Raw genomic sequence first — 21,686 nt, forward strand, 5'->3', positions numbered from 1 at the left:
GGGGTGGATGTCGCGGCGCTTACTTGGGCTCGGTCAGGCTGCCGCCAGCGGCCTTGCAGGCCTTGACCGACAGAGCCTTGAAACCCTGGCCCTTGCAGTCGTTCTGGCCCTTGCAGTCATGGTTGCCCGACTTGCAGTCCGACGTGCCCTTGCAGCTATTGACGCCATAGCAGTGGACCACGGCCGTGCCGCTCGCTGCCATCGCCGGGGTGGCAACAGCCGCGGCCGCCACGGCCACGACGGCAGCAGTGGCAGCGAGGCTCAGGCCCGAATTGAGAGTGTTCATCATAGCGCTCCTGGGAAATGCGATTGCCGAAAGTGGCATGGGGTTATTCGCCAGGGTGCCGGCTGCGGTTACAGCGGCGAAAAAAGATTACCAGCGCAGCAGACGCGGCCCGAGGATGGCGCCGGCAAGCGCCGCCAGGCCAATCCCCAGGGTATACCAGGTCAGCACGAAGATCGCGGACACTTCGGGGCAGTGCAGGCAATAGAGCGTTGCGCCCCACGATCCCGCCGTCAGCCCTGCGGTGCCGCCGGCGGCTCTCAGGCGCGTTGGGGCAAGGCGCCGAAACGACCACAAGAGCCCGCCAAAGATCGGCACCGAGAGCAGGAACACGATCGACGAGCACACGCTCCAGCTTTGCCCCAGCCACATCGCCAGCCATTGGGCGGGCGGAACCCGGCTCATTTCGAACAAGCCGATCGCCACCAGCGAAAGGACCGGGATCGCCATCAGCCACAACCAGCCGAACCGGCCACTATCGGGCCGGGCGAGGCGCGCCGTGGCCAGCGCCGCGCAGATGCCCAGCGACACGGTGTAGCCCCATTTCATCCAGAACGAATAGTGCCGGATGGCCGCGCCAAGCTGCGGATTGAACCCTAGCAGCCAGGCGATCAGCGCAAGCGTGATCACGCCCCCCGCGGCAAGACCAATGGCCAGGCGGCGCCCCACGGCATGGCGCGGCACGGGCGTCACCTCGCGCGCCAGGGCATCGATCAGTTGGTCGGTGTTCATCCTACAATTCGCCTCTGATACGGGCCGCAAGCGCTTTCAGGCCGCGATGCACCGACACTTTCACGTCAGATTCCCCCATCCTTTCCCGCGCCGCCGCCTCGTGCGTGCTGAGTCCGTCGAGGCGGGTGGCGCGGATCGCCTGCGACTGCTTGGCCGGCAGCGCGTCCAGCAAGCGGTCGATATCGATCCGCGCGCTGCTGGCCTCCTCGAACCCCTCGGCAACCAGAATGTCGTCCAGCCCCTCGATCGGGCAGGTTCGGCCGCAGCGGCGGAAGTGGTCGACCATCTTGTAGCGCGCAATGGCGAACAGCCAGCCACCGAACGCGCGCTCCCGGTCGAACGTCGCCCGCCGCGTGTGAACGGCAATCAGCGTTTCCTGCACGAGATCGTCGATGTCGTCGCGGCGATCGCGCATGCGGCGGCGGTAGAACGCTTCGAGCACAGGAACGAGCGCGCGCAGCAATTGCGCCTGGCTGGCCGCATCGCCATCCAGACCGCCAATCATCCACGCTTTCAACTGGGCTTCGTTCGCTTGCATGTGGGCTCCCACGCCATGCTTCGCGCCAGACCCGCCGATGGTTACACCGCAAGCGGCCCATCGTCGAAAATATATTCTGTAACCGACTGTCCACCCGCGCCGAAATGCTCCCTGTCGGCCGGGGCGGGATCGCCGCCCGCGCCGCACCTGACCGCCTTCATTCCCAAGGAGCTTGATCATGACCATCACCCAAGCCGCCGCTGCCGTCGCTCTCTCGGTTGCCCTCTCGGCCACCATTGCCGGGGCGAGCGCGCAGGCCGCCGACGCTCCCAAGACCGAGAAGTGCTATGGCGTCGCGCTCGCCGGCAAGAACGACTGCAAGGCCGGTGCCGGCACCAGTTGCGCCGGCACCTCGGTCAAGGACTATCAGGGCAACGCCTGGAAAGCGGTGAAGATCGGCACCTGCACGTCGATCAAGACGCCCCACGGCATGGGCTCGCTCACGCCGCGCGGTTGAACCAGCCCTCTCAACCAACCGGTGCCCGGACGCTGCCATCCGCACTGTCCGGGCCGCCTTGCCATGTCTGCCGAACGACCAAGGACAAGCCGATGACCACGCTGATCTCGCTTTGCCACCACGCCACCGATCAGGCGCGGCGGCTGCTTCCCGAATGGCTGTTGCTGCTGGTGGCGAGGCTGGGCGCGGGCGCCATCTTTTTCCTGTCGGGCCGCGCCAAGGTGGAAGGCTGGTTCACCATCACCGACGGCACGTTCGACCTCTTTGCCAGCGACTATGCGCTGCCGCTCGTGCCACCACACCTCGCCGCCTATGCCGCAACGATTTCGGAGCACCTGTTCTCGCTGCTGCTGTTCCTTGGCCTGTTTACCAGATTGGGGGCGCTCGGCCTGCTGGGCATGACACTGGTGATCGAAGTGTTCGTCTATCCCGATGCCTGGCCCACCCATCTGAGCTGGGCCGGTCTGCTGTTGCCCCTGCTGGCCAAGGGTGGTGGAACCCTGTCCCTCGATCACCTGCTGTGGCGCCGGGTGCCGGTGCCGACCAGCAAGAACACCAATGTCCCCGGATCACGCGCCGAATAACTTCTGTGACGTCCACGCATCCTGGCGGCGGTAATCACCCGTGCAAGGATGCTGGAGAGGCGCGATGCGCCTTGAGCGCGATACCAAAGTTGCTATGCCGGAGCTTATCCTGACCTCGGTTCCGGCTAGCATATGATGCCATTCTGCATGTCGATATTCAGGTTGAAACACCTGCTGACCGAGAAGTCGTCAGATCATCCCTCAAGGCTGTTAATGTGCCCGGCGAGAAAACTCCCAGCGAATTCCGCGTTTTCGGGTATCTCTCTGATGATCAGAGCGCCGACTACATCTAAAGCCGATCGCCCTGATCGAGTCTGAGCGCTAGAGGATCAAATGACGGACTTGCTGTCCTGGGATACCGGCGCGATCATTCCGCTGGAAAGTTATGTGCGTCTACGCGCCAATCCAGGCTATCCCAGCGCCATCCGCTGGCTAGCACGGGCAATGCTCGAAAGCGCTGACGCCGACCCCGCTATCGCCGGCATACTCAAGGATGCAGGTCGCAAGGTCGCCGCTTTGTGCACGGCGATGCTTCACGTTTCGGGCGGCATAACCCTGCCGCGCTTGAAGGAGTTGATGACACAGCTTGGGCTCGCTAGCCCCGGCCGGGCGCGCTTGCTTCTTATCTACATGGACTATCTTCGGTTTATCGAAGTGAGGCCGGCACGTCCCTCGCATTCCCCGGCCGTTTACCTCCCGACCGACAAATTCCTGAATACCTACACCGCTCATCTTCGTCAGGTTGTCGAGGCGACCGCTTGGATTGCACCGGCAGCAAAGCAGGTGGCTGGCGCCTTGGACGATCCCCGCACCTTTCACGCCTTGGTGCGGCACTTGACGCAAGGGTTTCTGGACAGCAGCGCGCAGGGACACGACGTGGACAACTACTTCCAGGTTTTCTCGCATCGTCACGCCGGAGCCCAAATCCTCAACCAGCTCGTGAGCGAAGCGCCGGGCGATAGCTTCCCGCCGACCGGTTCGATCCCTTTTGCAGTTGCTACGGCAGCGCGGCGCTTTCATGTATCCCGCCCCCATATCCGGCGTCTTTTCCAATCCGCCGTAGAGGCACAGCTGATCGAACTAAACGACGGAGCGGTAACTTTTACCGACGCCGGCCAGGACATGATCGAGTGGGTCTTCGCCACGAAGATGATCGTCTATCTCGGAGCCGTTGCCCGCACATTCCGCGACGTTAGCGACCAGAAGAACGTAGATCGCGACGGCATCGCCGCCTGAACCTCGATCACGAGCTGATCAAAAATGTTCCATCACCGAAATCACGCCGCTGGGATATCGCTTGGGCAGGCCACAGAAAGACGACGTCGTTAATCACGTCGAGCGCTCATCCGGCCGCGTAAGCTTATCCTGACGCAATTAACTCGGTGGGGGCTCTATGAAGCACTTCCTTTCAGCAGTCGCGCTCCTCTGTGCGGCGTCGAGCACGTCTGCTGCGGAGCAGAGCGTTTTCAACGGCGAGTGGGTACTCGATCTTTCGTCGGCGCAGCTTTCGAACAAGCCGTTCACGGTGACGGTCAAGGACGGGCAATTCACCTGCGACAGCTGTGTCCCGTCATACACGATCCCTGCGGATGGTGCGTTCCATCCGGTGGCCCGCCAGACCAGCCTTGACGAAGCATCGGTGACGATCATCGACCCCCGCACCATGCGGATGGTCGAGCGCCTCCGTGGCCGGGTGGTGCACGATGAGACCGACGTTGCCTCACCCGATGGCGCGACGCTGACCTACACCGTCGTCATTGGCGGCGCCTCCAGCGGGAAGACGACCAAAGAGACCGGAGTCCAGGTTCGCACGGGGACTGCGGATCCCGCCGCACATCTGACATCGGGTGCATGGCGCACCACCAGTATCGCCGATCCGAGCTCGGAAAAGACCCGCTTCACTATCACCGTCAACGGCAACGTCATGTCCCAGCGTAACTCCACCGGCCAATCGTTCGCAGCGACGATCGGCGGCGGGTTCGTGCCGATATCCGGCACGGACATACCCGGAGAGGTGTCGGTGACACGCGATGGCCCGCGCACGCTGATCGAGACGTTTCGGCGCCAGGGGCAGATCGGGATCGTACGCACGCTGACCGTGCTCGCAGACGGCAAGACGCTGGCAATCAGCAATGACAACAAACTGCTCGGCTCTGTCGACCGTCTGACCGCGCACAAGAGCTGACCAGAAGGGGTCGCACAATGAGGATCGTCATTGTTGCCGCGGCGGCAAGTGGCAGCTCGCCTCCGCCCCCGATCACCAAGATGAACTGACGACACCGCGGGGGCTGACATGCGCAGGCCGGATTGCATCGAACGCGCAGGATTAAGCGATGCGTCAACAGGCGGTTGGTCCGCGACCTGGTTCGCAAATCAGGCCCAGCCCTGGGGGGTGATCTGGTGTACTCTGTGAAAACCTCATCGGGCCTGCTTCGCGTGCTCGGGACCGCGTTCGCGCTCGCTGTCGGGCTCGGCAATATGGTCGGTAGCGGCATCTTTCGCAGCCCAGGCAATGTGATTGCGCAGACCGGCAGTGTCCGTCTTGCCGTGTTGCTGATCGTCGCGGTGGGGGCGCAGTCACTGCTGTCGGCAAATCTATGGGCAGAAGTGTCGACTGCCATCGGCTTGTCGGGCGGCAGCGTCGTCGTCGCACGTCGGGCATTTGGCGACACGGCCGCCATGGTGATCGGCTGGACGGACGCGCTAAGCTGTATCGCCGGCACCGCGCAGGCTGCGGCGGGGGCGCCGATCTTTCTGGCGATTGTATGGCCGATCATCGCGCCGGACCCGAGGCTAAGCGCGGCGATTCTGCTGATCGTTTTCTCACTGATCAATTGGCGCGGTGTCGTGGCTGGCGAAAGGACGCAGATGACGGCCAGTCTGGTTCAGGCGGCGTTGGTCATCGGAATCATTGTCCTGTTGTTCGTTGTTGCCCCGACCGCAGCGCCAGTGGCAGCATTGGTGCCGGCGAAGGCCCCGATCTGGACCGCCGGGGGACTGATCATCGGCTATCAGCTGGTCTACGGCACCTATGTCGGTTGGAACAACGCCGCCTATTTCGCCGAAGAAACCGCCGATCCCGGCCGTACCGTGCCGCGCGCGCTAGGCTGGTCGGTCATTGCCTTTGGCGCGCTGTACGTCGGCATGCTGCTGGGCCTTGGCCACGCCCTGCCGTTGGCGAAGCTTTCGGGCGCAGCATTCCCGGCGCAACTGGCGCTTGGCAGCGCCCTGGGTACAACGGGTATCAGAATCTTGTCGGCTGTGGCGTTCGCCACGCTGGTCGTCTGCATGAACAGCGGGATCATGCCCGGCACGCGCGTCCTGTTCGCGCTGGGCAAGGCATCCTACGCCCCGCGTTTCCTGACCAGCGTCAACGCTGGCGGCACGCCGGATCTTGCGTTGTTGGCATTCGCTGGGGTCGCTGTCCTGTTGGTGCTTACCGGGCGATACGAGACAATCTTCATGCTGATGGGGACTTTGGCGCTGGCAGTAACCGCCGCGATGGACCTGGCGTTCTTTCAGCTGCGGCGGCGCGAGCCAGAGCTGAACCGGCCCTACCGCGCGATAGGCTACCCGTTTCTGCCAGCGCTCGCCCTGTTCATGGACCTGGCAATCCTGCTGATGATCGCGCTGTCCGACGTGCGCAGCACGTGCCTTGGGCTGCTGATAGCGGGGGCTGGCGGCATCGTCGCACTTATGCTCTCCTCAGCGCGGCGTGGGCGCGAGCGCGCTGCGGTCTCATAGCAATGAAAGAATGATCAAGCCGAAATCATGCGGAAGGCTCAACGATCAGGCGATCGCTTTGCACCCGCCAAAAAAGTCATGCTCGTTTACGAGCGGCAGTGAGACGTCGTAGAAAGACCTACCATTACCTAGGCGGCGTGGACAAATTCCACATCGCCTAGATCCCGCGAATACGCGCGACTTATCAACCTGCGCAGGCTTGTTATGATTGCGCAACGGTACGGGGCGAAATGAGCATGGCGATGCGCAAGACTCGGCAGCGAGCTCGACCGGGAGTTTTGGCCGCCGCACTCTTGATCTTGGTATCGGCATGCCAACGCGATGCTGACCCGATATCGGCGTTGGCATGGGCCTATCCGCACGGTCCGACGTCGACCTACGGACAGCCGCTTGGCACGGGGCCGTTTCGCGTGCCCGGCAGCCCGCTCGTCTTATCCCGCGCGCAGATGGAAGCAGCGCCAAGGCCGATCGACTGGCACCCACAGGATCACCCGCCGGCTCCAGCGGTCGTAGGCGGTCCCGGACGGGCCGGGCTCACGCCATGCGCAGAATGCCATTTGTTGAACGGGGCAGGCTTTCCCGCCTCTGCGGATCTGGCCGGCCTCCCAGCCGATTATATCATCGAGCAAGTCATGGCGTTTCGAAACGGCGATCGCCGGTCAGCCGCACGCGGGCAGCCCAGCACGGCCGAGATGATCAAGGTAGCAAAAGCGGTCTCGCCGACGGAACTCAGACAGGCGGCGACATACTTTTCGCAACTGCCGAGGTCGCGCTGGGTAAAAGTCGTCGAGAGCACTACGGCGCCGCAGACCTATCCCGACAAATATGGCTGGCTCAATGTCGCTCCGGGCAGAGGAACCGAGCCGATCGGCAACCGCGTTGTCGAATTGTCCAGTGACCTGCGACGCATGATGATCGACGACGATCATGTGGTGATGACCGATTATGCCCCGTTGGGGGCAATCGACAGCGGGAGACGCATCGTCATGACCGGCGGTGGCGGGGGGATGCCGTGCCAGAGCTGTCACGGCGAACGCCTGGAGGGCATAGGCATGACGCCGCCTATCGCCGGACGGCCAGCCGGCTATGTCGCGCGTACGTTGTGGGATATGCGGACCGGAGCACGTGCCAATCCGGGGGTTGCGCCCATGAAGGTAGTTGCCCGGGGATTGTCCGCAGCAGACGTCAGGGACGTTTCCGCCTACCTTGCCTCACTACAGCCCTAGGCCGTAATGTCGGTGTGGTCACAGTCGTGCTGCCAGGCAGCGAGCACGAACTGGACCGCCCTGGCTTTTCCGAAGGCTCCTGTTTGTGAAAAGGAGCTTTCGTTATGAGCAAGACCCGGAACAAATTTTCGCCTGAGGTGCGCGATCGCGCAGAGCGCATGGTTGGTGGCGCTAGGCATGACATCGGCCGAAGCCAATACCACTACTACAATTCGCTTTCACCCGATGCCAAGCACCTCGATCCAGCCGGTGATCGCTACCGCGCTCTATCATCCCCGCGTAATTGAGCATTCACCGCTGGTCTCGCTCCACGCAGTACTGATGAAGTGCTCCGATGGTTCGGGTGGAGTAAGAGGCGCACAGGCGTTAGCAGGACAGCAGCAAAGACGCGATCGGCAGGGCGATTCGGCAGCATCAAGAACTCGAACCTGCCCAAGATAATTTCTGAGGGTATCGCTTAGGGCATCAAGCAGAAGATCCTCACAAAAAGTGGCGGAATTCAGGCATAAATGGGCGTGAATGGGAGTCCTCTCCTGGCGCTACTTTCTCTCTTGCAAATCTCCCTGCGCATGCGCTGAATGGCTGGCATCGGCCAGTTTCTCCGCGATTTTCGCGCGGCGCTATTCTGGCGCGTTCGGCACCAATCGAAAGCCATACGGGTATCCTGATAGGTATTGGCCTCTGCCATTCGGCGGGGCAACGTGCGTTTGAGCACCCTTTTTGCGATGCGAAGACCAACAGCCGGCGGGCAAGCAGGTCTGGAACGGTTTACACTCCCTATCGCGTTCGAACCGCAGCAAATGCCTCGATCAGTGGGCATCTGGAAAGCTAGAGGTTAGGCCGCAATCGAGAGGAGAGGCCTTGATGGAGATTCGCCAAATCGCGCACCTGGCCGTTTTCGTTGCCACACCATACGCTGCCTCTGCCCACGCCGTGGAGCGCGCGGACAAGACCGAAACCGAGCCGCGGCGCTGCCTGGATGGCGCGAGCAACGGATCCACGGCCGGCCAGGTCGGCTGCGAGGTCGCTGCCCGCGACGCCTACGACAAGCGCATGGGCGCGGCCTACCGCGCGCTGTTGCACGCCTTGCCCAACGACGCGGCGGGTAAACTGCGCGAGGCGCAGCGCGCGTGGCTGCGCTTTCGTGACGCGCATATCCAGGCAAGCAACGCACTGTTTGCAACGCGACAGGGCACGATGTACGTGCCGATGCAGGCCGCCGACCACACGGCGATCGTCAGGCAACGCGCGATCGAACTGGAAGCGCAACTGCGCATTTTCAGGATCGACGAGTAGGCCGTTAACGCGGTGATCATGCCGCCCGCGAGGTGGCAGAGAAAAATGGCGGTTACAAAGGCCGCGCCTAACGCGAACAGCCCCATCGTTCGGCATCGAGCCGCAACGTTTCGCGATCACCCAGCAGCCCGGCGTCGCGCCGTTTCGCCTGGCGCCAGGTGAGCGCGCGCTTCTGCCGCGATCCATCTTGGCCAGCGCCACGCCTGCCTTACGCGGCACTTGCATTGGCGGCATTGACCGGCTTTGCCGCCCTGGCAACAAGGATTATGCGCTGGCGCCCGCGCGGCGGGCACAGATCGCATAACAAGCGCAACGCCTGCCCGATAGGATCGGCGCAATGACCTGCACCGCCCTGCCTGATGCCACGCCCGATCTGGCCACCCCGCCCATCGCCCCCGCGCCGATGGCTTATGCCCAATGGGTTGCCGCCGCCGTGGCGCTGGCACGCCAGGCGCCGCGCCCGATCGTGAGCCTGTTTGAAAGCGCGGTGCCCGAACCGCGCGCCTTGCTGCGCCAGGCCGTTCTGGCCACAGTCGAACCCGATTTTTCACCGCGCTATGTCAGCGCCTTTGGTGACGGCAATCCGTTCGTGCGCGCGATGCTGGCGCAAAGCCATGGCGTCGATATCGACCAGGTGCTGTGCACCACCGGCGCCACCGGCGGCCTCACCCTGCTCTATCGCGCGCTGCTCCGGCCTGGTGATCGCGTGCTGGTGGAAGTGCCGGGTTTCGATCTGTTTGCCGGCGCAGCGCAAGTGCAGGGGATTGGCGTGGATACGTTCACGCGCCCCGCCCCGCATTTCGGCATCGACGTGGACCAGGTTGCCGCCGCGCTTCGCCCGGAAACGCGGCTGATCGTGGTGTCTGACCTGCACAATCCCTCGGGCATGGGCATCCCGCGCGATACCCTGGTCGCGCTTGCCCACCTGGCACAGGCACGCGGCGTGCTGCTGGTGGTGGACGAAGTCTATGGCGACTATGCCGACAAGGCCAGCCGCCCCGGCCCGGCCTGCGCGCTTTCGCCGGCGGTGATCAGCCTGTCGAGCCTGACCAAGATTTTCGGCCTGGGCGTGTTGCGCTGTGGCTGGATCGTGGGTGCGCCCGGCGTGATGGCCACCCTGCGCGACTATGCCGCGCGCGCCGAATTCGGGGTTTCGACCCTGTCGCACGCGGTCGCTGCCGAAGTGATGCTGCGCGCCGACGCCTTTGCCGATCACTGGCGCAGCCATGTGGCGCGCGCGCGACCCCGCTTTGCCGCGTGGTTTGCCCGCATGGTGGATGCCGGACTGATGGCGGGTGAATTGCCCGATGCCGGCTGCATCTGCTTTCCCGCTTTGCCCGGCATTGCCGATACCCACGCCTTTTCCGAAATGCTGATCGCGCAAAGCGGGGTGATCGTGGCGCCGGGCGAATTCTTTGGCCAGCCCGGACACATCCGTATCGGCTTCTGCCTGCCCGATGCCGAACTTGACGCCGGCCTTGCCGCGCTGGAAGCGGCCCTGCGCCAGGCAGCAGGCAACCGCTTGGCAATCTGACCACGCAACAGGGGATTTCTGCCAATGCCGCGATTGCCCCATTCCCTGGCCGCGTTGCTGGCCGCAGCCGTGCTGCTGCCTGCACCGGCTCGCGCCACTCCGCCCGCGTTGACGGTCACCTTTGCCCCGCGCGCCGATGTGGCCGACCGAGACCGCGTGGGCACGGTGGAGATTACGCTGCGCCTGTCCGGCCTGACTGCCAAGGCTGGTGCGCCGGTGTTGCAATTGCCGCTGGTGGCCAGCAATGTGGATACCGTGGCCAGCCTGCTTGGCCCGCTGCACGCACGCGACGCGGCCGGGCCGCTGCTCTTGCGTCCACGCGATGCGGTGCTGGCCGACAGCGCCGATGGCGATGCGGTGAGCGGCGGGCCAGGGCGGGAATGGCTGGCGCCGCGCGCGGTCCGGGGCACCCTCGTCGTCTCGTACCGCCTGCCTGCCCAGGCCAGCCTGCCACCGCGCGGCCCCGCCCCGCCCTTTGCGTTCAGCGCCGATGGTGGCGCGGTTTCCGCCGCCGGGCAGGTTTTCCTGCTGCTGCCCCCCGGCACCACGCGCTGGCGCGCCACGTTCGGCTTTGATCTGTCGGGCGCGCCCAAGGGCAGCCGCGGCGTCAGCTCGCTGGGCGCAGGAACGGTCACGGCGGCAGAACCACTCGACGCCAGCGCCCTGCGGCAAAGCTTCTTCATGGCCGGTCCGATCGGCACCTGGCCGACGGGTCACGCGCAAGATGGCTTTTTCGGCGCCTGGCAAGGCCGCCCGGCCTTCGATGCCGGCGCCCTGCTGGCGTGGACCGGTGCGCTCCATGGCCATTACCGGCAGATGTTCGGGCAGACCCGGCCCGCGCCCTATGGCGTGTTCCTGCGCTACAACCCGATCAACGCGGGCGGCGGGGTGGGCCTCCACCATGCGTTCGTCACCACGTTCGGCACGGGGCGCGGCGCGGACCTGGCCAGCATCCGCATCACGCTGGCGCACGAAATGTTCCACACGTTCCAGCCCTATGTCACCCGGCCCGGCGGCCTTGAATCCGCGTGGTTCGGCGAAGGACTGGCCACGTTCTACCAGGCGCGCCTGCCGTTCCGCTTTGGCATGATCGATGCCGATGCGTTCCTGCACGATCTGAACTGGACGGCCGCGCGCTATTACACCAGCGCCATGGCCAGCGTGCCCAACGCGCAAGTGCCGGCACGGTTCTGGGCCGATACCCGCATCCGCACCCTGCCCTATGACCGCGGCATGCTCTATTTCGCCACGGTGGACCACGCCCTGCGCCAGAAGAGCGGCGGACGCGAGAATCTCGACACGCTCGTCCTTGCCCTGCTGGCCCGGCAAAAGGCCGGCGCGACCCTCGCCAACGCTGATTGGGAAGACCAGTTGGCCCAGCACCTGGGGCCGCAAGGCGTGGCCGATTTTCGCGCGTTCCTGGATGGCGCCGTGCCGCTGCCGGCGTCCGACGCCTTTGGCCCGTGCTTTGCCCGCACCACCACCCGCCTGCGCCGCTATGAGCTGGGCTTTGCAACGGACGTTCTCGCCGAGCCCAAGCGGGTGGTGCGAGGCCTGGTGACCGGCTCTGCCGCTGCGCTGGCCGGTGTGCGCGATGGCGACGAGATCGTCGATCCGGTGCCGCAGGACGGCATCCAGGGCGAGCAGACGCAGGAGTTGACCCTGCGCCTGCGCCGCGATGGTCGTGTCTTTACCGTTACTTACCTGCCACGCGGCGAAACCGTCGATGCCTGGCAGTGGCAGCGCGTGCCGGTTTCCCCTGGCACGACCTGTGCTCTTTGAGATGCGCCCTTTGAGAAAGGTTGTCCCGATGCGCGCCCTGCTGCTTCCCCTCGTCCTGGCAAGCGCCGCTGCGCCGTTGCACGCCCAGCCGACTTCACCGGCACCCGCGCAAACCGCCCGGCACGCGCTGGCAGCGCCGGTGATCACCCACCACAAGGGCACGTTCGGCGGGCAGACCCTGGCCTATACCGCGCAGGTGGAGGCGACCGAGGTGAAGACCGTGGATGGCGCGGCCCGCCTTGTCAGCTTCGCCTATCTGCGCGATGGCGCCAACCCTGCCACGCGGCCCGTGCTGTTCGCGTTCAACGGCGGGCCGATCGTGGCCTCGGCCTATGTCCACGTGGGCGGCCTTGGCCCGCGGCGGGCGGCCTTCCCAGATGACATCGCCGCCGATCCGGCCAAGGTCACCCTGGCAGACAATCCCGCCTCGCCGCTCGATGCTGCCGACCTGGTCTTCGTCGATCCCGCTTCCACCGGGTTCAGTACCGTGGCGCCGGGCACCGATCCGCACGCATTCTGGTCGGTGCGCGCCGATGCGGCGCAAGTGGCGGCGTTCATCCGCGCCTGGCTGGCCGCCCACGGGCGAACCGGCGCGCCGGTCTATGTGCTGGGCGAAAGCTATGGCACCAACCGCGCCTGCGAAATCGCGCGGCAATTGGCGCAGGGCCCCGATCCGCTGCCGCTGGCCGGCGTGGTGCTCTATGGCCAGGCGGCCAATATCATCGAATATGCCCAGCGCCCCGCCAATGTCACCAGCTATGTCGCCTCGCTGCCCACCCTGGCGGCGATCGCGTGGTATCATGGCCGGGCCGATCGGCAGGACCCGGCATTCCGGGGCATGGACCTGCCCGCTTTCCTCGCCGCCGCGCGCGCCTTTGCCAAAGGCGATTACCTGACCGTGCTCTATCAGGGCAGCGGCGCGCCGCTGGCCGATCGCGCCCGCGTCGCCGCGCGCCTGGCCGCGTTCACCGGCATCCCGGCCGCCTGGTATCTGGCGCACGACTTGCGCATATCCAAGGAACGCTATCGCGTCGAACTGCTCAAGGACAAGGGCCTCGTGCTGGGCCGCATGGACGCGCGCTATACCATGGCCGCGCCCGCGCAGGGCGGCGCCCCCGATGCGTCGGAAGCAATTACCGATACCCTGGCCCGCCTGTTCGAGCGCTACCGCCACGACGAACTCAAGGTGGCGGAAACGCAGCCCTATGTCCTGTCCGCTCCCGTCGAAGGGTTTGACCAGTGGGGCTGGGGATCGGGCACCAGTCCCTTTGCCGATTGGCCCTATTACCAGGGCATCACCGCGATGATGGCGGCCAACCCGCGCTTTCAGGTGCTGGTCGCCAACGGCTATTACGATACGCAGACCACGATGGGCGGGGCCGAGCTGCTCGCCACGCAATCGGGCTGGGACCCGCAGCGCGTGACCTTGCGCTATTACGACGGGGGCCACACCGGCTATTCGGTGGCCGCCACGGCCCAGGCCCTGGGGAACGACATCCGCATGCTGATCAGCAAGACTGCTCGTGCTCAAACCGGGCAGGCGCCGCGATGAGCCGCGCCCTGCTCCCGCTCGCCCTCGCTCTCGCAGCGGCGCCACATGCGGCGCAAGCGGCGGACGAGAACCTCGTCATCGTCTCCAACGGCGAAACCGTCGGCTCGCTCAAGATCCACACCCAGGGCAACCGCGTGGCCGTGGACTACCGCGTGGACGACAATGGCCGCGGGCCCAAGCATCACGAGGAGCTGGTGCTCGATCCCTCGGGCGTGCCGACCAGCTGGACGATCCATGGCACCTCGCTGATGGGCGGCACGGTGGATGAAAGCTATGCCTATGCCGGGCAGGAGGCGCGCTGGAAAAGCCAGGCCGACGCCGGCAGCCAGGCCTTTGCCCGCCCGCCGCTGTACATCGCCAACGATGACAGCCCCTATGCCCTGGCGCTCTATGCCCGCGCGGCGATGGGGCGGCCAGACCATTGCCTGGCCGTGCTGCCCTCGGGCCGGGTCTGCGCGCAGGCGGTGCGCACGTTCGCGCTGGGCAGTGGCAAGGCTGCCCTGCCGGTCACCGCCTGGCGCATCACCGGGGTGCAGCTCAACCCCGGCTATGTCCTGCTCGACACGACCGGCCGGCTGGCGGGCGTGTTCGGCCCCGGCGCCGATGGCACCACGATCCGCGCCGGCTATGAGGCGCAAGTGCCGATGCTCGCCAAGCTGGCGACCGAGCTGGAAACGGCGCGCGCGCTGGCCCTGCAACAGCAACTGGCGCACCGCTTTGCCACGCCGCTGCGCATCCGCAACGTCCACGTGTTCGATCCGGTCAGCGGCACCCGCTCTGCCCTGTCGGCCGTGGTGGTGATGCGCGACACGATCACCCAGGTCTTGCCCGAAGACCCCGCCGCGCCCGATCCGGCCGACGAGACGGTGATCGATGGCCAGGGCGGCACGGTCTATCCGGGGCTGCACGACATGCATTCGCATGCCACGCTGCCCTCCGGCCTGCTCTATCTGGCCGCTGGCGTTACCGCCACGCGCGACATGGGCAACGACAATGCCTTCCTGCAAGACCTGATCACCCGCGTCGATGCCGGGCAGGTGGCCTGGCCGCGCATCGTGCCCAATGGCTTTATCGAGGGGCGCAGCCCCTATTCGGCGCGCTTCGGCTTCATTCCCGTCAGCGTGGACGAAGCGCTCAAGAACGTGCGTTGGTACGCGGCGCGCGGCTATGCCGAAATCAAGATCTACAACTCGATGAACCCCGATTGGGTGGCGCCGATCGCGGCCGAGGCACACCGCCTCGGCCTGAAAGTGACCGGCCATGTCCCCGCGTTCGACACGCCCGATCGGGTGATTGCCGATGGCTATGATTCCATCGCCCATGTCAACCAGCTGATGCTCGGCTGGATCTTGCAGCCGGGCGAAGACAGCCGCACGCCCCTGCGCCTGACAGCCATGGCCCGCGCCGGCAGCCTCGATCTTGCCGCGCCCGCCGTGCAGCACACCGTGGGGCTGATGCAGCAGCATCATGTCGCGCTCGATACCACGGCCTCGATTCTCGAACAGCTGATGCTCAGCCGCGCCGGGCACGTGCCGCCGGGGCAGGAGGATTTCCTCGGCCACATGCCGATCGGCTTCCAGCGCTATCGCAAGCGTTCGTTCGTCAACTTGCCCGATGCCGCCACCGATGCGGCCTATCACAGTGGCTTTGCCAAAGTGCTGGAAACCATCGGCATGTTGCACCGCGCCGGGATCGTCCTGTTGCCTGGGACCGATGAAGCGACCGGCTTTGCCGTGCAGCGCGAGCTGGAGCTTTATGTGCAGGCCGGCTTTACCCCGGCAGAGGCGCTGCGCACCGGTACGCTGGATGCCGAGCGCTTTTTCGGGCGCGAGGGGCAACTGGGCACGATCGCGCGGGGCAAGCTGGCCGATCTGGTGCTGGTGCCGGGCAATCCGGTGGAAGACATCGCCGCCATCCGCCGCCCGCGCCTGGTGCTGCGCGGCGGGGTCGCCTATTTCCCCAGCGAGATCTACACCGCGCTGGGCATTGCCCCGTTCACCACGCCACCGCCGCTTCACCCCGCCAAGGAAGCCCTGGCCAGCCAGGACGCCGGGCTCACCGCCCGTTCCGCCTTTGGATACGAGATTGCCGACCATGCCGATTGACCGCCTGATCCTGGCCGCTGCCCTGGCGCTCGCCCCGCTCGCCGCCCCGCTGCCCGCGCAGGCTCAGGACGCCGGCCCACGCGCTTTCATTACCAAGGGCCAGGGCACGTTCGGCACCACGCGCATGGCCTATGTGGCGGCGGAAGAGGAATTCATCCTGCGCAGCCCCGATGGCAAGGCGGCCGCCAGCGTCTTTGCCACCAGCTATCTGAAAGCCGGCGGGAAGACCGCAAAACCCGATGCCAGCCGGCCAGTGCTGTTCGTGTTCAACGGCGGGCCCGGCTCGGCCTCTCTGTGGTTGCACATGGGCATGCTTGGCCCGCAGCGCATCGATTTCGACGATCCCGATCATCCCCAGACCACTGCTCCGTTCCACACCGTGGCCAATGCCGACAGCCCGCTCGACGTGGCAGACCTGGTGCTGATCGATCCGCCCGGCACCGGCTACAGCCGCATCCTGGCCGATGGCACTCCGGCGATGTTCTATGGCGTGGAACAGGACGCGGTGGCCACGGTGCAGGTGATGGAACAGTGGCTGGCCCGCCACGGCCGGATGAACGCGCCCAAGTACATCCTGTCGGAAAGCTATGGCACGGTGCGTGCGGCGGTGGTGGCACGGCTCTTGGCCGGCGGCCCCACCCAGACCGGACAGATGGACGGCATCAGCTTGAACGGCGTGATCCTGCTGGGCCAGGCGATGGACATGGCCCATGGCGCGGCGGGCGACGATCGCGGCTATCTCGGCATCCTGCCCAGCCTGGCGGCCACGGCATGCCATTTCCACAAGGTGGCGCCAGACTGCACCCCGCAGGGCCAGGTCGATGCGGCGCAGGCCTTTGTCGATGACACCTATCTCGGCGCGCTGCATGCCGGGTCGCGCCTCGATCCCGCGCGCCGCGCCGCCGTGGCACACGCCATGGCGCGCCTTGTCGGCCTGCCCGCCGAAACGATCCTGGCCAACGACCTGCGCCTGTCGGGCGCGGCGTTTGCCCGCCTGCTGCTGGCGTCCGAGGGACGGCGCACCGGGCTCTATGATGCGCGTTTCACCCTGCCGCTGGCCGCCGCGGGGCCAGACCCGGTGGCCGATGACCCGGCCATGGCGCAATATGTGCCGGGCTTTGTCGCCGCGTGGGACGCCTATGCCCACGACACGCTCAAGATCACCCTGCCACAGCCCTACAAGGCGATTGCCTTTCGCGATGTGAACGGGGCGTGGGATTATGGGCCATCGCCCAGCAACTATGCCACCGATCTTGCCACGGCGATGAACCGCAACCCGGCGCTGCGCGTCCTGGTCGGCACCGGGCTCTATGATCTTGTCACGCCACTGGGCACGGCAAGCGATACCATGGCCCATTCCGGTGCGCCGGCAGACCGCGTCGCTTTCCGCACCTATCCCGCCGGGCACATGGCCTATCTGGGCCGCGAGGCGCGCCAGGCCCTGGCTGCAGACTTGCGCGCCTTCATCACGGGCAGCCTGCGATGAGCGCGCCGGCAGCCCCGATCCAGCTCGGCAAATCGGTGGGCCTGGTCGGTGTCGTCACATTCGGCGCGGGCACTGCGATCGGGGTCTCGATCTTCACGATCCTGGGACCGACCGCGCAAGTCGCCGGGGCAGGCCTGTTGCCGGCGATCGGCCTTGCGGCGTTGCCGATGCTGATCTTTGCCCTGGCCTATGCCTATCTCGGTTCGGCCCTGCCGGTATCGGGCGCATCGTATGAATGGCCGCGCCGCTTCATCCATCCGGCGGTGGGCTTTCTCATCGCCTGGATGCGCATCGTGGCCAACGTGGGCGCCATGGCGATCCTGAGCCAGGTACTGGTCGGCTATCTCGGCATGGTCGTGCCGCTGCCGCCCCTGCCCGCCATGGCGGCACTGATCACGCTGGTCTTTGCGCTCAACTATCGCGGCGTTGCCCTTGCCGCCAAGGCGCAGACGGCGCTCATGGCCCTGCTGCTGGTGGTGCTGGCACTGCTGGTCGCGCTTGGCCTGCCGCATGTGCGCGTGGCCACGATGGGCGCGCCGCTCTCGGTGCCGCTACCCCAGGTGCTTGCTGCCGTGCCGCTGATGATCAGCCTGTTCCTGGGCATCGAAAGCGCGGTGGAAATCGGCGAAGAAGTGCGCAACCCCGCCCGCACCATGCCCTTGGGCATCGCGCTGGCGATCGCGCTGACGGCGCTGGTCTATGGCGCCGTGGCGGCCACGGCGCTAGGCCTCGTCGGCCCGGCCGGATTGGCCGCCAGCAAGGCGCCGCTGCTCGACGCCGCGCGCGTGGTAATGGGCAGCCCGGCCGCCACGATACTGATCGTGGGCGCCGCCACGCTCTCCATCGTCAAGTCGATGAACGCGCTGGCGCTGACCTTTTCGCGCAGCCTCTTTGCTATGGGGCGCAGCGGCGCGCTGCCCACCGCACTTGGCCGCGTCCACCCGCGCTTTGCCACGCCGCACGTGGCCGTGCTGCTGGCCTGGGCCTGCGCCATGGCCGGCATGCTCCTGCCGCAAAGCCTGGTGTTCCTACTGCTCGCGGTCAATCTGCCGACCATGTTAAAATACGCCGCCTGTTCGTGGTCGGCCACGGTGGTTGCCCGCCATCACCCCGAAATCCATGCCCGCGCGGCGCTGGGCATGGCGCCGGCCACGGTCACGCTGATCGGCCTAGCCGGCGTGGTGGCGGCGCTGGCCATTGCGGCGTTTGGCGTGGAAGCCGATCCGCGCCCCTATCTGCTGGTGGGCGGTTGGCTGGTCCTGGGGCTGGCCTGGTGGTTCGCGTTCGCGCGCAAGAGCTGATCGATCATCGCGCGCATGGCCCGGCGGCCGGGGGCATCGGCAAAGACCGAATGCCCTGCCGGCAAGGCCACCAGCCGCGCCCGTGATCGCGGCAGCCAGGCATGGCGCAGCGCGTCGCGCGTCGCCATCAGCGGCACGGCCATATCGTAATAGCCCCCCACCAGCGTCACCTCGAGGGCAGGATGGTCGGTCATGGCCTGGGCCAGGTTGCCCAGCAGATCGGGGCGGCGATCGGCCTCATCGCCGTCCGCCCCCTCCATGCGCGGCCAGCGCCACTGGAAATTGACGTCCAGCGTGAGCGAGACATAGTCGCGCGTGGTGTGCACACCCAGTTCGCGGCGCAGGTAATCGCCCAGCGCGGCAGACACGATCACATTGCTCGCGCCCAGCCCCAGCGCGGGATCGCTGGCCGCCGATGGCCGCCCAGCCACCTGCGCCGGGCGCGGCGCGGCGATGCGGCTGTCGAGCCGGCCCACCACCTGGCCCTTGCCGGCCAGCAGCGCGGCGCGAAACATCTCCACGTCCACCCGCAGGCGTGCAGCGCGGATCGTGGCCGGTGGCAGGCCGATCAGCCGCGCCATCTGCATCGCCACGCGCGCCTCCTCTGCCGGGGCCAGGGCGCTGCCCGCCAGCAGGGCGCGGGCATAGGGGCCGGCGGCAAAGGCAGCCGCGCGCGCTTCCACGCGCGCCGGGGGAAGGCCGGCAAGCGCACCCTTGCCATGGGCCGCTGCGGCCACGGCCATGGCCGGCAGTGCCTCGACCAGTTCGCTGTCCCCCTGCGGCCCGATCGCCAGGGCGGGAGACAGCAGGACCAGCCCAGCCAGGTTCACGCCCTTGAGCAAGGGCAGCATCGCCGCCGCACGGGTGCCGCCATAGCTTTCCCCCACCACGATGACCGGCGCACCCGCGCGGCCATGCGCGGTAAGCCAGCCGGTGATCGCCTGGGCCATGGCGCGCGCATCACCGGCCACGCTCCAGAACGGGGCACCGCCGCCAGGCGTGAGCGGGCGGCTGAACCCGGTGCCTACCGGATCGACGAATACCAGGTCGGCCCGATCGAGCGGGGTCTCGGCGTTGTCGACCAGGCCAGCGCCCTCGCGCCGGCGCGGCCCCATGGCGTCGATATGCAACGGAGAGGAGGAAGCACCTGGCCCGCCGTTGAACGCAAAGATCACCGGCCGCATGGCATCGGCCGTGCCGCTGCGCAGATAGGCGATCGTGGAAATCGTGGCCGCCGGTTGCCCATCCGGCCCACGCAACACCTGCTGCTCGAACACGGCGTCATAGTCCAGCCGCCCGGCGGGCGTGGCCAGGGCGTGATGGCTCGTCACCGGGGCAATCGGGCCGTCTGGCGCGGGCTGCGCGCCGGCCAGCAGCAGTGGCGCCAGCGCCAGGGCCGCCCGGTTCACCGGCATACCCCGGCGGGCGGCGCAGCCCGTTGCCCCGCTGGCGCAGCCCGTTGCCATTGCCAGCCATCGACATGCCCATGGGGCGTGTCCCACTGTGCCGCCACGCGGGCAAAGCACGGGCCAAAGGCATCGGGGAGCGGATCGAGCGTGTCCGTGCCATCCAGGATCAGGCGCTTGAAGCGATCGCGCTCGCCCTCGTCGCCCAGCTCGCGCACGATCGCCGCCAGCCAGGCCTCGGTATCGAACCGCACGCCCTGCTCGCGCGACAGGAACAGCGGGAACAGCACGCTTTCGAGCGTGCGCTGGCCCTGGCTATGGGCGCGGATGCGCGCGTCCAGATCGTGGAAATACATCGCCGCGCGGTAATAGACGATGTGGCGCACCTCTTCATCGCCAAAGCCGATCTTGACCACATCGGCCGCCGCCATGTTGCGCGCCTTGCTGGTGAAGTAGCGCCGCGCCAGCTGGTTGACCGCCGCGAGATAGGCATCGGCGCTTTCAAAGCCGCCGCGCCATTGCAGATCGTCTTCGTAATAGGTGGTCAGCCCTTCGGAGAACCAGCTGGAAATGCCGCTGGGTGCGTCGATCTGACCGGTCCACTGGTGGATCATCTCGTGAAAGAACAGGGAACTGGGCATTTCGCTCTGTTCACCCGGCGCCAGCGGCCCGCGCGAGAGCATGAACGACTGATCCAGCGCGGTGCCACCGCCATAGGGCGCCGCGTCGCGGAACTGCACGAAGATGCGATAGGCACGCTGGCCTTTCAGGTGGGGGAAATACCCTTGCAGATAGCGGTGCGCCGCCCCGGCCCGCGCCAGCGCAGTGGGCACATCGAACACCGGCTGGCCCAGCCAGGTCCCGGCAAAGCCGTCGCGCGTGCCGGTCGCCGGCCAGTGGCCCAGCGGCCCGGCCATGAACCAGCTATCGGCCAGCGCCTGCGCGCCACCGGGCACCACCACATCGCCCGCGCCATAGGAGATCGCCGCGCTCGCGCCCTTGGCCATGGCCGAAAGATCCCAGTGCAATCGCGCGGGTAGCGCATCGCGGTTTTCCGGCAGCAGCAGGAACCCGCCGCCCGATGCTGCCAGGCCCCCGCCCACGGCGCGCAGGCCAAAGGCCGGCCCACCGGGCCCACCCGCCGGCATCACGGCGGCGCGATAGCGGATCGCCACTTGCCCCTGCACCGCGCGGGTGGCGCGCCAGTGCCGATACCATGGGAACCCGCCTTTGACCGGCGCATCCTCGCTCACGGCCAAGGGCACCGGCCCCCGCGCGTCGGTAACGGCTAGGCCGCTAAGGCGGTCGGCCACGCCCGGCGCACCGGGATAGACCACCGGCGCTGCCAGCAAGAGCGTGCCGTCTGCCGGCGCGGGCAAGTCCATCGCCACGGCCACCCCCGCCACCGCGCCATCGGCCATGTCGGGCCGCAGCGTGACGGCAAGCTGGTCTGGCTGGCGCGGCGCTGTGCCCATGGTCAGGGCAGCAGCCAGGGGCAGCAGGGCCCGGATGGAAAGCACGGTTTGAAACTGGGGCATCGCGGCGCTCGCTATGATGATGCTGCGCAGCCTAGCGTAGCGGCCCGGGCAGTGCGTGTCTTTCGCGCGCCCATCCTGGTCGTGGGCGACATAGATTATGCGGCAAGTGCCAGCGATGCAGG

At 66.7% G+C, this 21,686-nt stretch carries 19 protein-coding genes; 14 read left to right on the forward strand and 5 right to left on the reverse strand.

The annotated features are described in order from the left end of the window. Positions 1-19 precede the first annotated feature (19 nt). From bufA2 to SCA01S_RS16785, 3 genes are all read right to left on the reverse strand, one after another. Positions 20-286 (reverse strand): BufA2 family periplasmic bufferin-type metallophore, encoded by a 267-nt coding sequence (gene bufA2, locus SCA01S_RS16775; RefSeq protein WP_028658260.1) that lies wholly within the window; start codon positions 284-286, stop codon positions 20-22. Positions 287-373: 87 nt separating this feature from the next. After that, positions 374-1,015 carry a DUF1109 domain-containing protein gene (locus tag SCA01S_RS16780; protein ID WP_062787705.1) on the reverse strand — a complete coding sequence of 214 codons (642 nt, stop codon included), beginning with the start codon at positions 1,013-1,015 and terminating at the stop codon, positions 374-376. Position 1,016: 1 nt separating this feature from the next. Further along, positions 1,017-1,553: a sigma-70 family RNA polymerase sigma factor gene (locus SCA01S_RS16785; RefSeq protein WP_062787707.1), complete on the reverse strand. Its 537-nt coding sequence runs from the start codon at positions 1,551-1,553 to the stop codon at positions 1,017-1,019. Positions 1,554-1,731: 178 nt separating this feature from the next. Here SCA01S_RS16785 and SCA01S_RS16790 point away from each other — a divergent pair, with 178 nt between their 5' ends. The 14 genes from SCA01S_RS16790 to SCA01S_RS16850 all read left to right on the forward strand — a co-directional run bounded on the left by SCA01S_RS16790 (position 1,732) and on the right by SCA01S_RS16850 (position 18,620). Further along, positions 1,732-2,010: a BufA1 family periplasmic bufferin-type metallophore gene (locus tag SCA01S_RS16790; protein WP_022677817.1), complete on the forward strand. Its 279-nt coding sequence runs from the start codon at positions 1,732-1,734 to the stop codon at positions 2,008-2,010. 92 nt (positions 2,011-2,102) lie between these two features. Continuing rightward, entirely contained in the window at positions 2,103-2,594 is a 492-nt protein-coding gene (locus SCA01S_RS16795; RefSeq protein ID WP_062787708.1) for a DoxX family protein, read from the forward strand. A gap of 333 nt (positions 2,595-2,927) precedes the next feature. Next, positions 2,928-3,830: a hypothetical protein gene (locus SCA01S_RS16800; RefSeq protein WP_062787710.1), complete on the forward strand. Its 903-nt coding sequence runs from the start codon at positions 2,928-2,930 to the stop codon at positions 3,828-3,830. Between the two features lie 157 nt (positions 3,831-3,987). Then, positions 3,988-4,779: a hypothetical protein gene (locus SCA01S_RS16805; RefSeq protein WP_062787711.1), complete on the forward strand. Its 792-nt coding sequence runs from the start codon at positions 3,988-3,990 to the stop codon at positions 4,777-4,779. 215 nt (positions 4,780-4,994) lie between these two features. After that, positions 4,995-6,338, forward strand: a complete 1,344-nt coding sequence (locus SCA01S_RS16810) for an APC family permease (protein ID WP_167542920.1) — start codon at positions 4,995-4,997, stop codon at positions 6,336-6,338. Positions 6,339-6,574: 236 nt separating this feature from the next. Continuing rightward, the gene (locus SCA01S_RS16815; RefSeq protein WP_167542921.1) at positions 6,575-7,564 is read left to right on the forward strand and encodes a c-type cytochrome; all 990 of its coding nucleotides are present in this window, start codon (positions 6,575-6,577) and stop codon (positions 7,562-7,564) included. Positions 7,565-7,668: 104 nt separating this feature from the next. After that, complete coding sequence (locus SCA01S_RS22340) at positions 7,669-7,851, forward strand: hypothetical protein (RefSeq protein ID WP_148291817.1); 183 nt, start codon at positions 7,669-7,671, stop codon at positions 7,849-7,851. 577 nt (positions 7,852-8,428) lie between these two features. Further along, positions 8,429-8,860 (forward strand): lysozyme inhibitor LprI family protein, encoded by a 432-nt coding sequence (locus SCA01S_RS16820; RefSeq protein WP_022677811.1) that lies wholly within the window; start codon positions 8,429-8,431, stop codon positions 8,858-8,860. Positions 8,861-9,197: 337 nt separating this feature from the next. Continuing rightward, positions 9,198-10,394: a pyridoxal phosphate-dependent aminotransferase gene (locus SCA01S_RS16825; RefSeq protein WP_245652727.1), complete on the forward strand. Its 1,197-nt coding sequence runs from the start codon at positions 9,198-9,200 to the stop codon at positions 10,392-10,394. A gap of 24 nt (positions 10,395-10,418) precedes the next feature. Next, positions 10,419-12,176 carry a M61 family metallopeptidase gene (locus tag SCA01S_RS16830; protein WP_062787713.1) on the forward strand — a complete coding sequence of 586 codons (1,758 nt, stop codon included), beginning with the start codon at positions 10,419-10,421 and terminating at the stop codon, positions 12,174-12,176. A gap of 28 nt (positions 12,177-12,204) precedes the next feature. Then, positions 12,205-13,728, forward strand: a complete 1,524-nt coding sequence (locus SCA01S_RS16835; RefSeq protein WP_084391092.1) for a S10 family peptidase — start codon at positions 12,205-12,207, stop codon at positions 13,726-13,728. After that, a complete protein-coding gene (locus SCA01S_RS16840; RefSeq protein WP_062787715.1) occupies positions 13,725-15,833 on the forward strand; it encodes an amidohydrolase family protein in 2,109 nt (702 codons plus the stop codon). The genes SCA01S_RS16835 and SCA01S_RS16840 overlap by 4 nt, the downstream gene beginning before the upstream one ends. Next, on the forward strand, positions 15,823-17,319 hold the full coding sequence (locus SCA01S_RS16845) for a S10 family peptidase (protein ID WP_062787717.1): 1,497 nt from the start codon (positions 15,823-15,825) through the stop codon (positions 17,317-17,319). The genes SCA01S_RS16840 and SCA01S_RS16845 overlap by 11 nt, the downstream gene beginning before the upstream one ends. Beyond that, on the forward strand, positions 17,316-18,620 hold the full coding sequence (locus SCA01S_RS16850) for an APC family permease (RefSeq protein ID WP_062787719.1): 1,305 nt from the start codon (positions 17,316-17,318) through the stop codon (positions 18,618-18,620). Before SCA01S_RS16845 ends, SCA01S_RS16850 begins: the two co-directional genes overlap by 4 nt. Here SCA01S_RS16850 and SCA01S_RS16855 read toward each other — a convergent pair. Further along, positions 18,551-20,029 carry a S10 family serine carboxypeptidase-like protein gene (locus SCA01S_RS16855; protein WP_157089024.1) on the reverse strand — a complete coding sequence of 493 codons (1,479 nt, stop codon included), beginning with the start codon at positions 20,027-20,029 and terminating at the stop codon, positions 18,551-18,553. The two genes, SCA01S_RS16850 and SCA01S_RS16855, sit on opposite strands and share 70 nt — an antisense overlap. Further along, positions 20,026-21,564 (reverse strand): M61 family metallopeptidase, encoded by a 1,539-nt coding sequence (locus tag SCA01S_RS16860; protein ID WP_157089025.1) that lies wholly within the window; start codon positions 21,562-21,564, stop codon positions 20,026-20,028. The genes SCA01S_RS16855 and SCA01S_RS16860 overlap by 4 nt, the downstream gene beginning before the upstream one ends. Positions 21,565-21,686: the final 122 nt, after the last annotated feature.

Origin of the sequence: Novosphingobium capsulatum NBRC 12533 (assembly GCF_001598375.1) — a bacterium.
GTDB lineage: Bacteria > Pseudomonadota > Alphaproteobacteria > Sphingomonadales > Sphingomonadaceae > Novosphingobium > Novosphingobium capsulatum.

Excerpts from the sequence above, each read along its gene's own strand:
- bufA2 (WP_028658260.1), bottom strand. The coding sequence starts at position 286 with ATGAACACTCTCAATTCGGGCCTGAGCCTCGCTGCCACTGCTGCCGTC.
- SCA01S_RS16780 (WP_062787705.1), bottom strand. The coding sequence starts at position 1,015 with ATGAACACCGACCAACTGATCGATGCCCTGGCGCGCGAGGTGACGCCC.
- SCA01S_RS16785 (WP_062787707.1), bottom strand. The coding sequence starts at position 1,553 with ATGCAAGCGAACGAAGCCCAGTTGAAAGCGTGGATGATTGGCGGTCTG.
- SCA01S_RS16790 (WP_022677817.1), top strand. The coding sequence starts at position 1,732 with ATGACCATCACCCAAGCCGCCGCTGCCGTCGCTCTCTCGGTTGCCCTC.
- SCA01S_RS16795 (WP_062787708.1), top strand. The coding sequence starts at position 2,103 with ATGACCACGCTGATCTCGCTTTGCCACCACGCCACCGATCAGGCGCGG.
- SCA01S_RS16800 (WP_062787710.1), top strand. The coding sequence starts at position 2,928 with ATGACGGACTTGCTGTCCTGGGATACCGGCGCGATCATTCCGCTGGAA.
- SCA01S_RS16805 (WP_062787711.1), top strand. The coding sequence starts at position 3,988 with ATGAAGCACTTCCTTTCAGCAGTCGCGCTCCTCTGTGCGGCGTCGAGC.
- SCA01S_RS16815 (WP_167542921.1), top strand. The coding sequence starts at position 6,575 with ATGGCGATGCGCAAGACTCGGCAGCGAGCTCGACCGGGAGTTTTGGCC.
- SCA01S_RS22340 (WP_148291817.1), top strand. The coding sequence starts at position 7,669 with ATGAGCAAGACCCGGAACAAATTTTCGCCTGAGGTGCGCGATCGCGCA.
- SCA01S_RS16820 (WP_022677811.1), top strand. The coding sequence starts at position 8,429 with ATGGAGATTCGCCAAATCGCGCACCTGGCCGTTTTCGTTGCCACACCA.
- SCA01S_RS16825 (WP_245652727.1), top strand. The coding sequence starts at position 9,198 with ATGACCTGCACCGCCCTGCCTGATGCCACGCCCGATCTGGCCACCCCG.
- SCA01S_RS16830 (WP_062787713.1), top strand. The coding sequence starts at position 10,419 with ATGCCGCGATTGCCCCATTCCCTGGCCGCGTTGCTGGCCGCAGCCGTG.
- SCA01S_RS16835 (WP_084391092.1), top strand. The coding sequence starts at position 12,205 with ATGCGCGCCCTGCTGCTTCCCCTCGTCCTGGCAAGCGCCGCTGCGCCG.
- SCA01S_RS16840 (WP_062787715.1), top strand. The coding sequence starts at position 13,725 with ATGAGCCGCGCCCTGCTCCCGCTCGCCCTCGCTCTCGCAGCGGCGCCA.
- SCA01S_RS16845 (WP_062787717.1), top strand. The coding sequence starts at position 15,823 with ATGCCGATTGACCGCCTGATCCTGGCCGCTGCCCTGGCGCTCGCCCCG.
- SCA01S_RS16850 (WP_062787719.1), top strand. The coding sequence starts at position 17,316 with ATGAGCGCGCCGGCAGCCCCGATCCAGCTCGGCAAATCGGTGGGCCTG.
- SCA01S_RS16860 (WP_157089025.1), bottom strand. The coding sequence starts at position 21,564 with ATGCCCCAGTTTCAAACCGTGCTTTCCATCCGGGCCCTGCTGCCCCTG.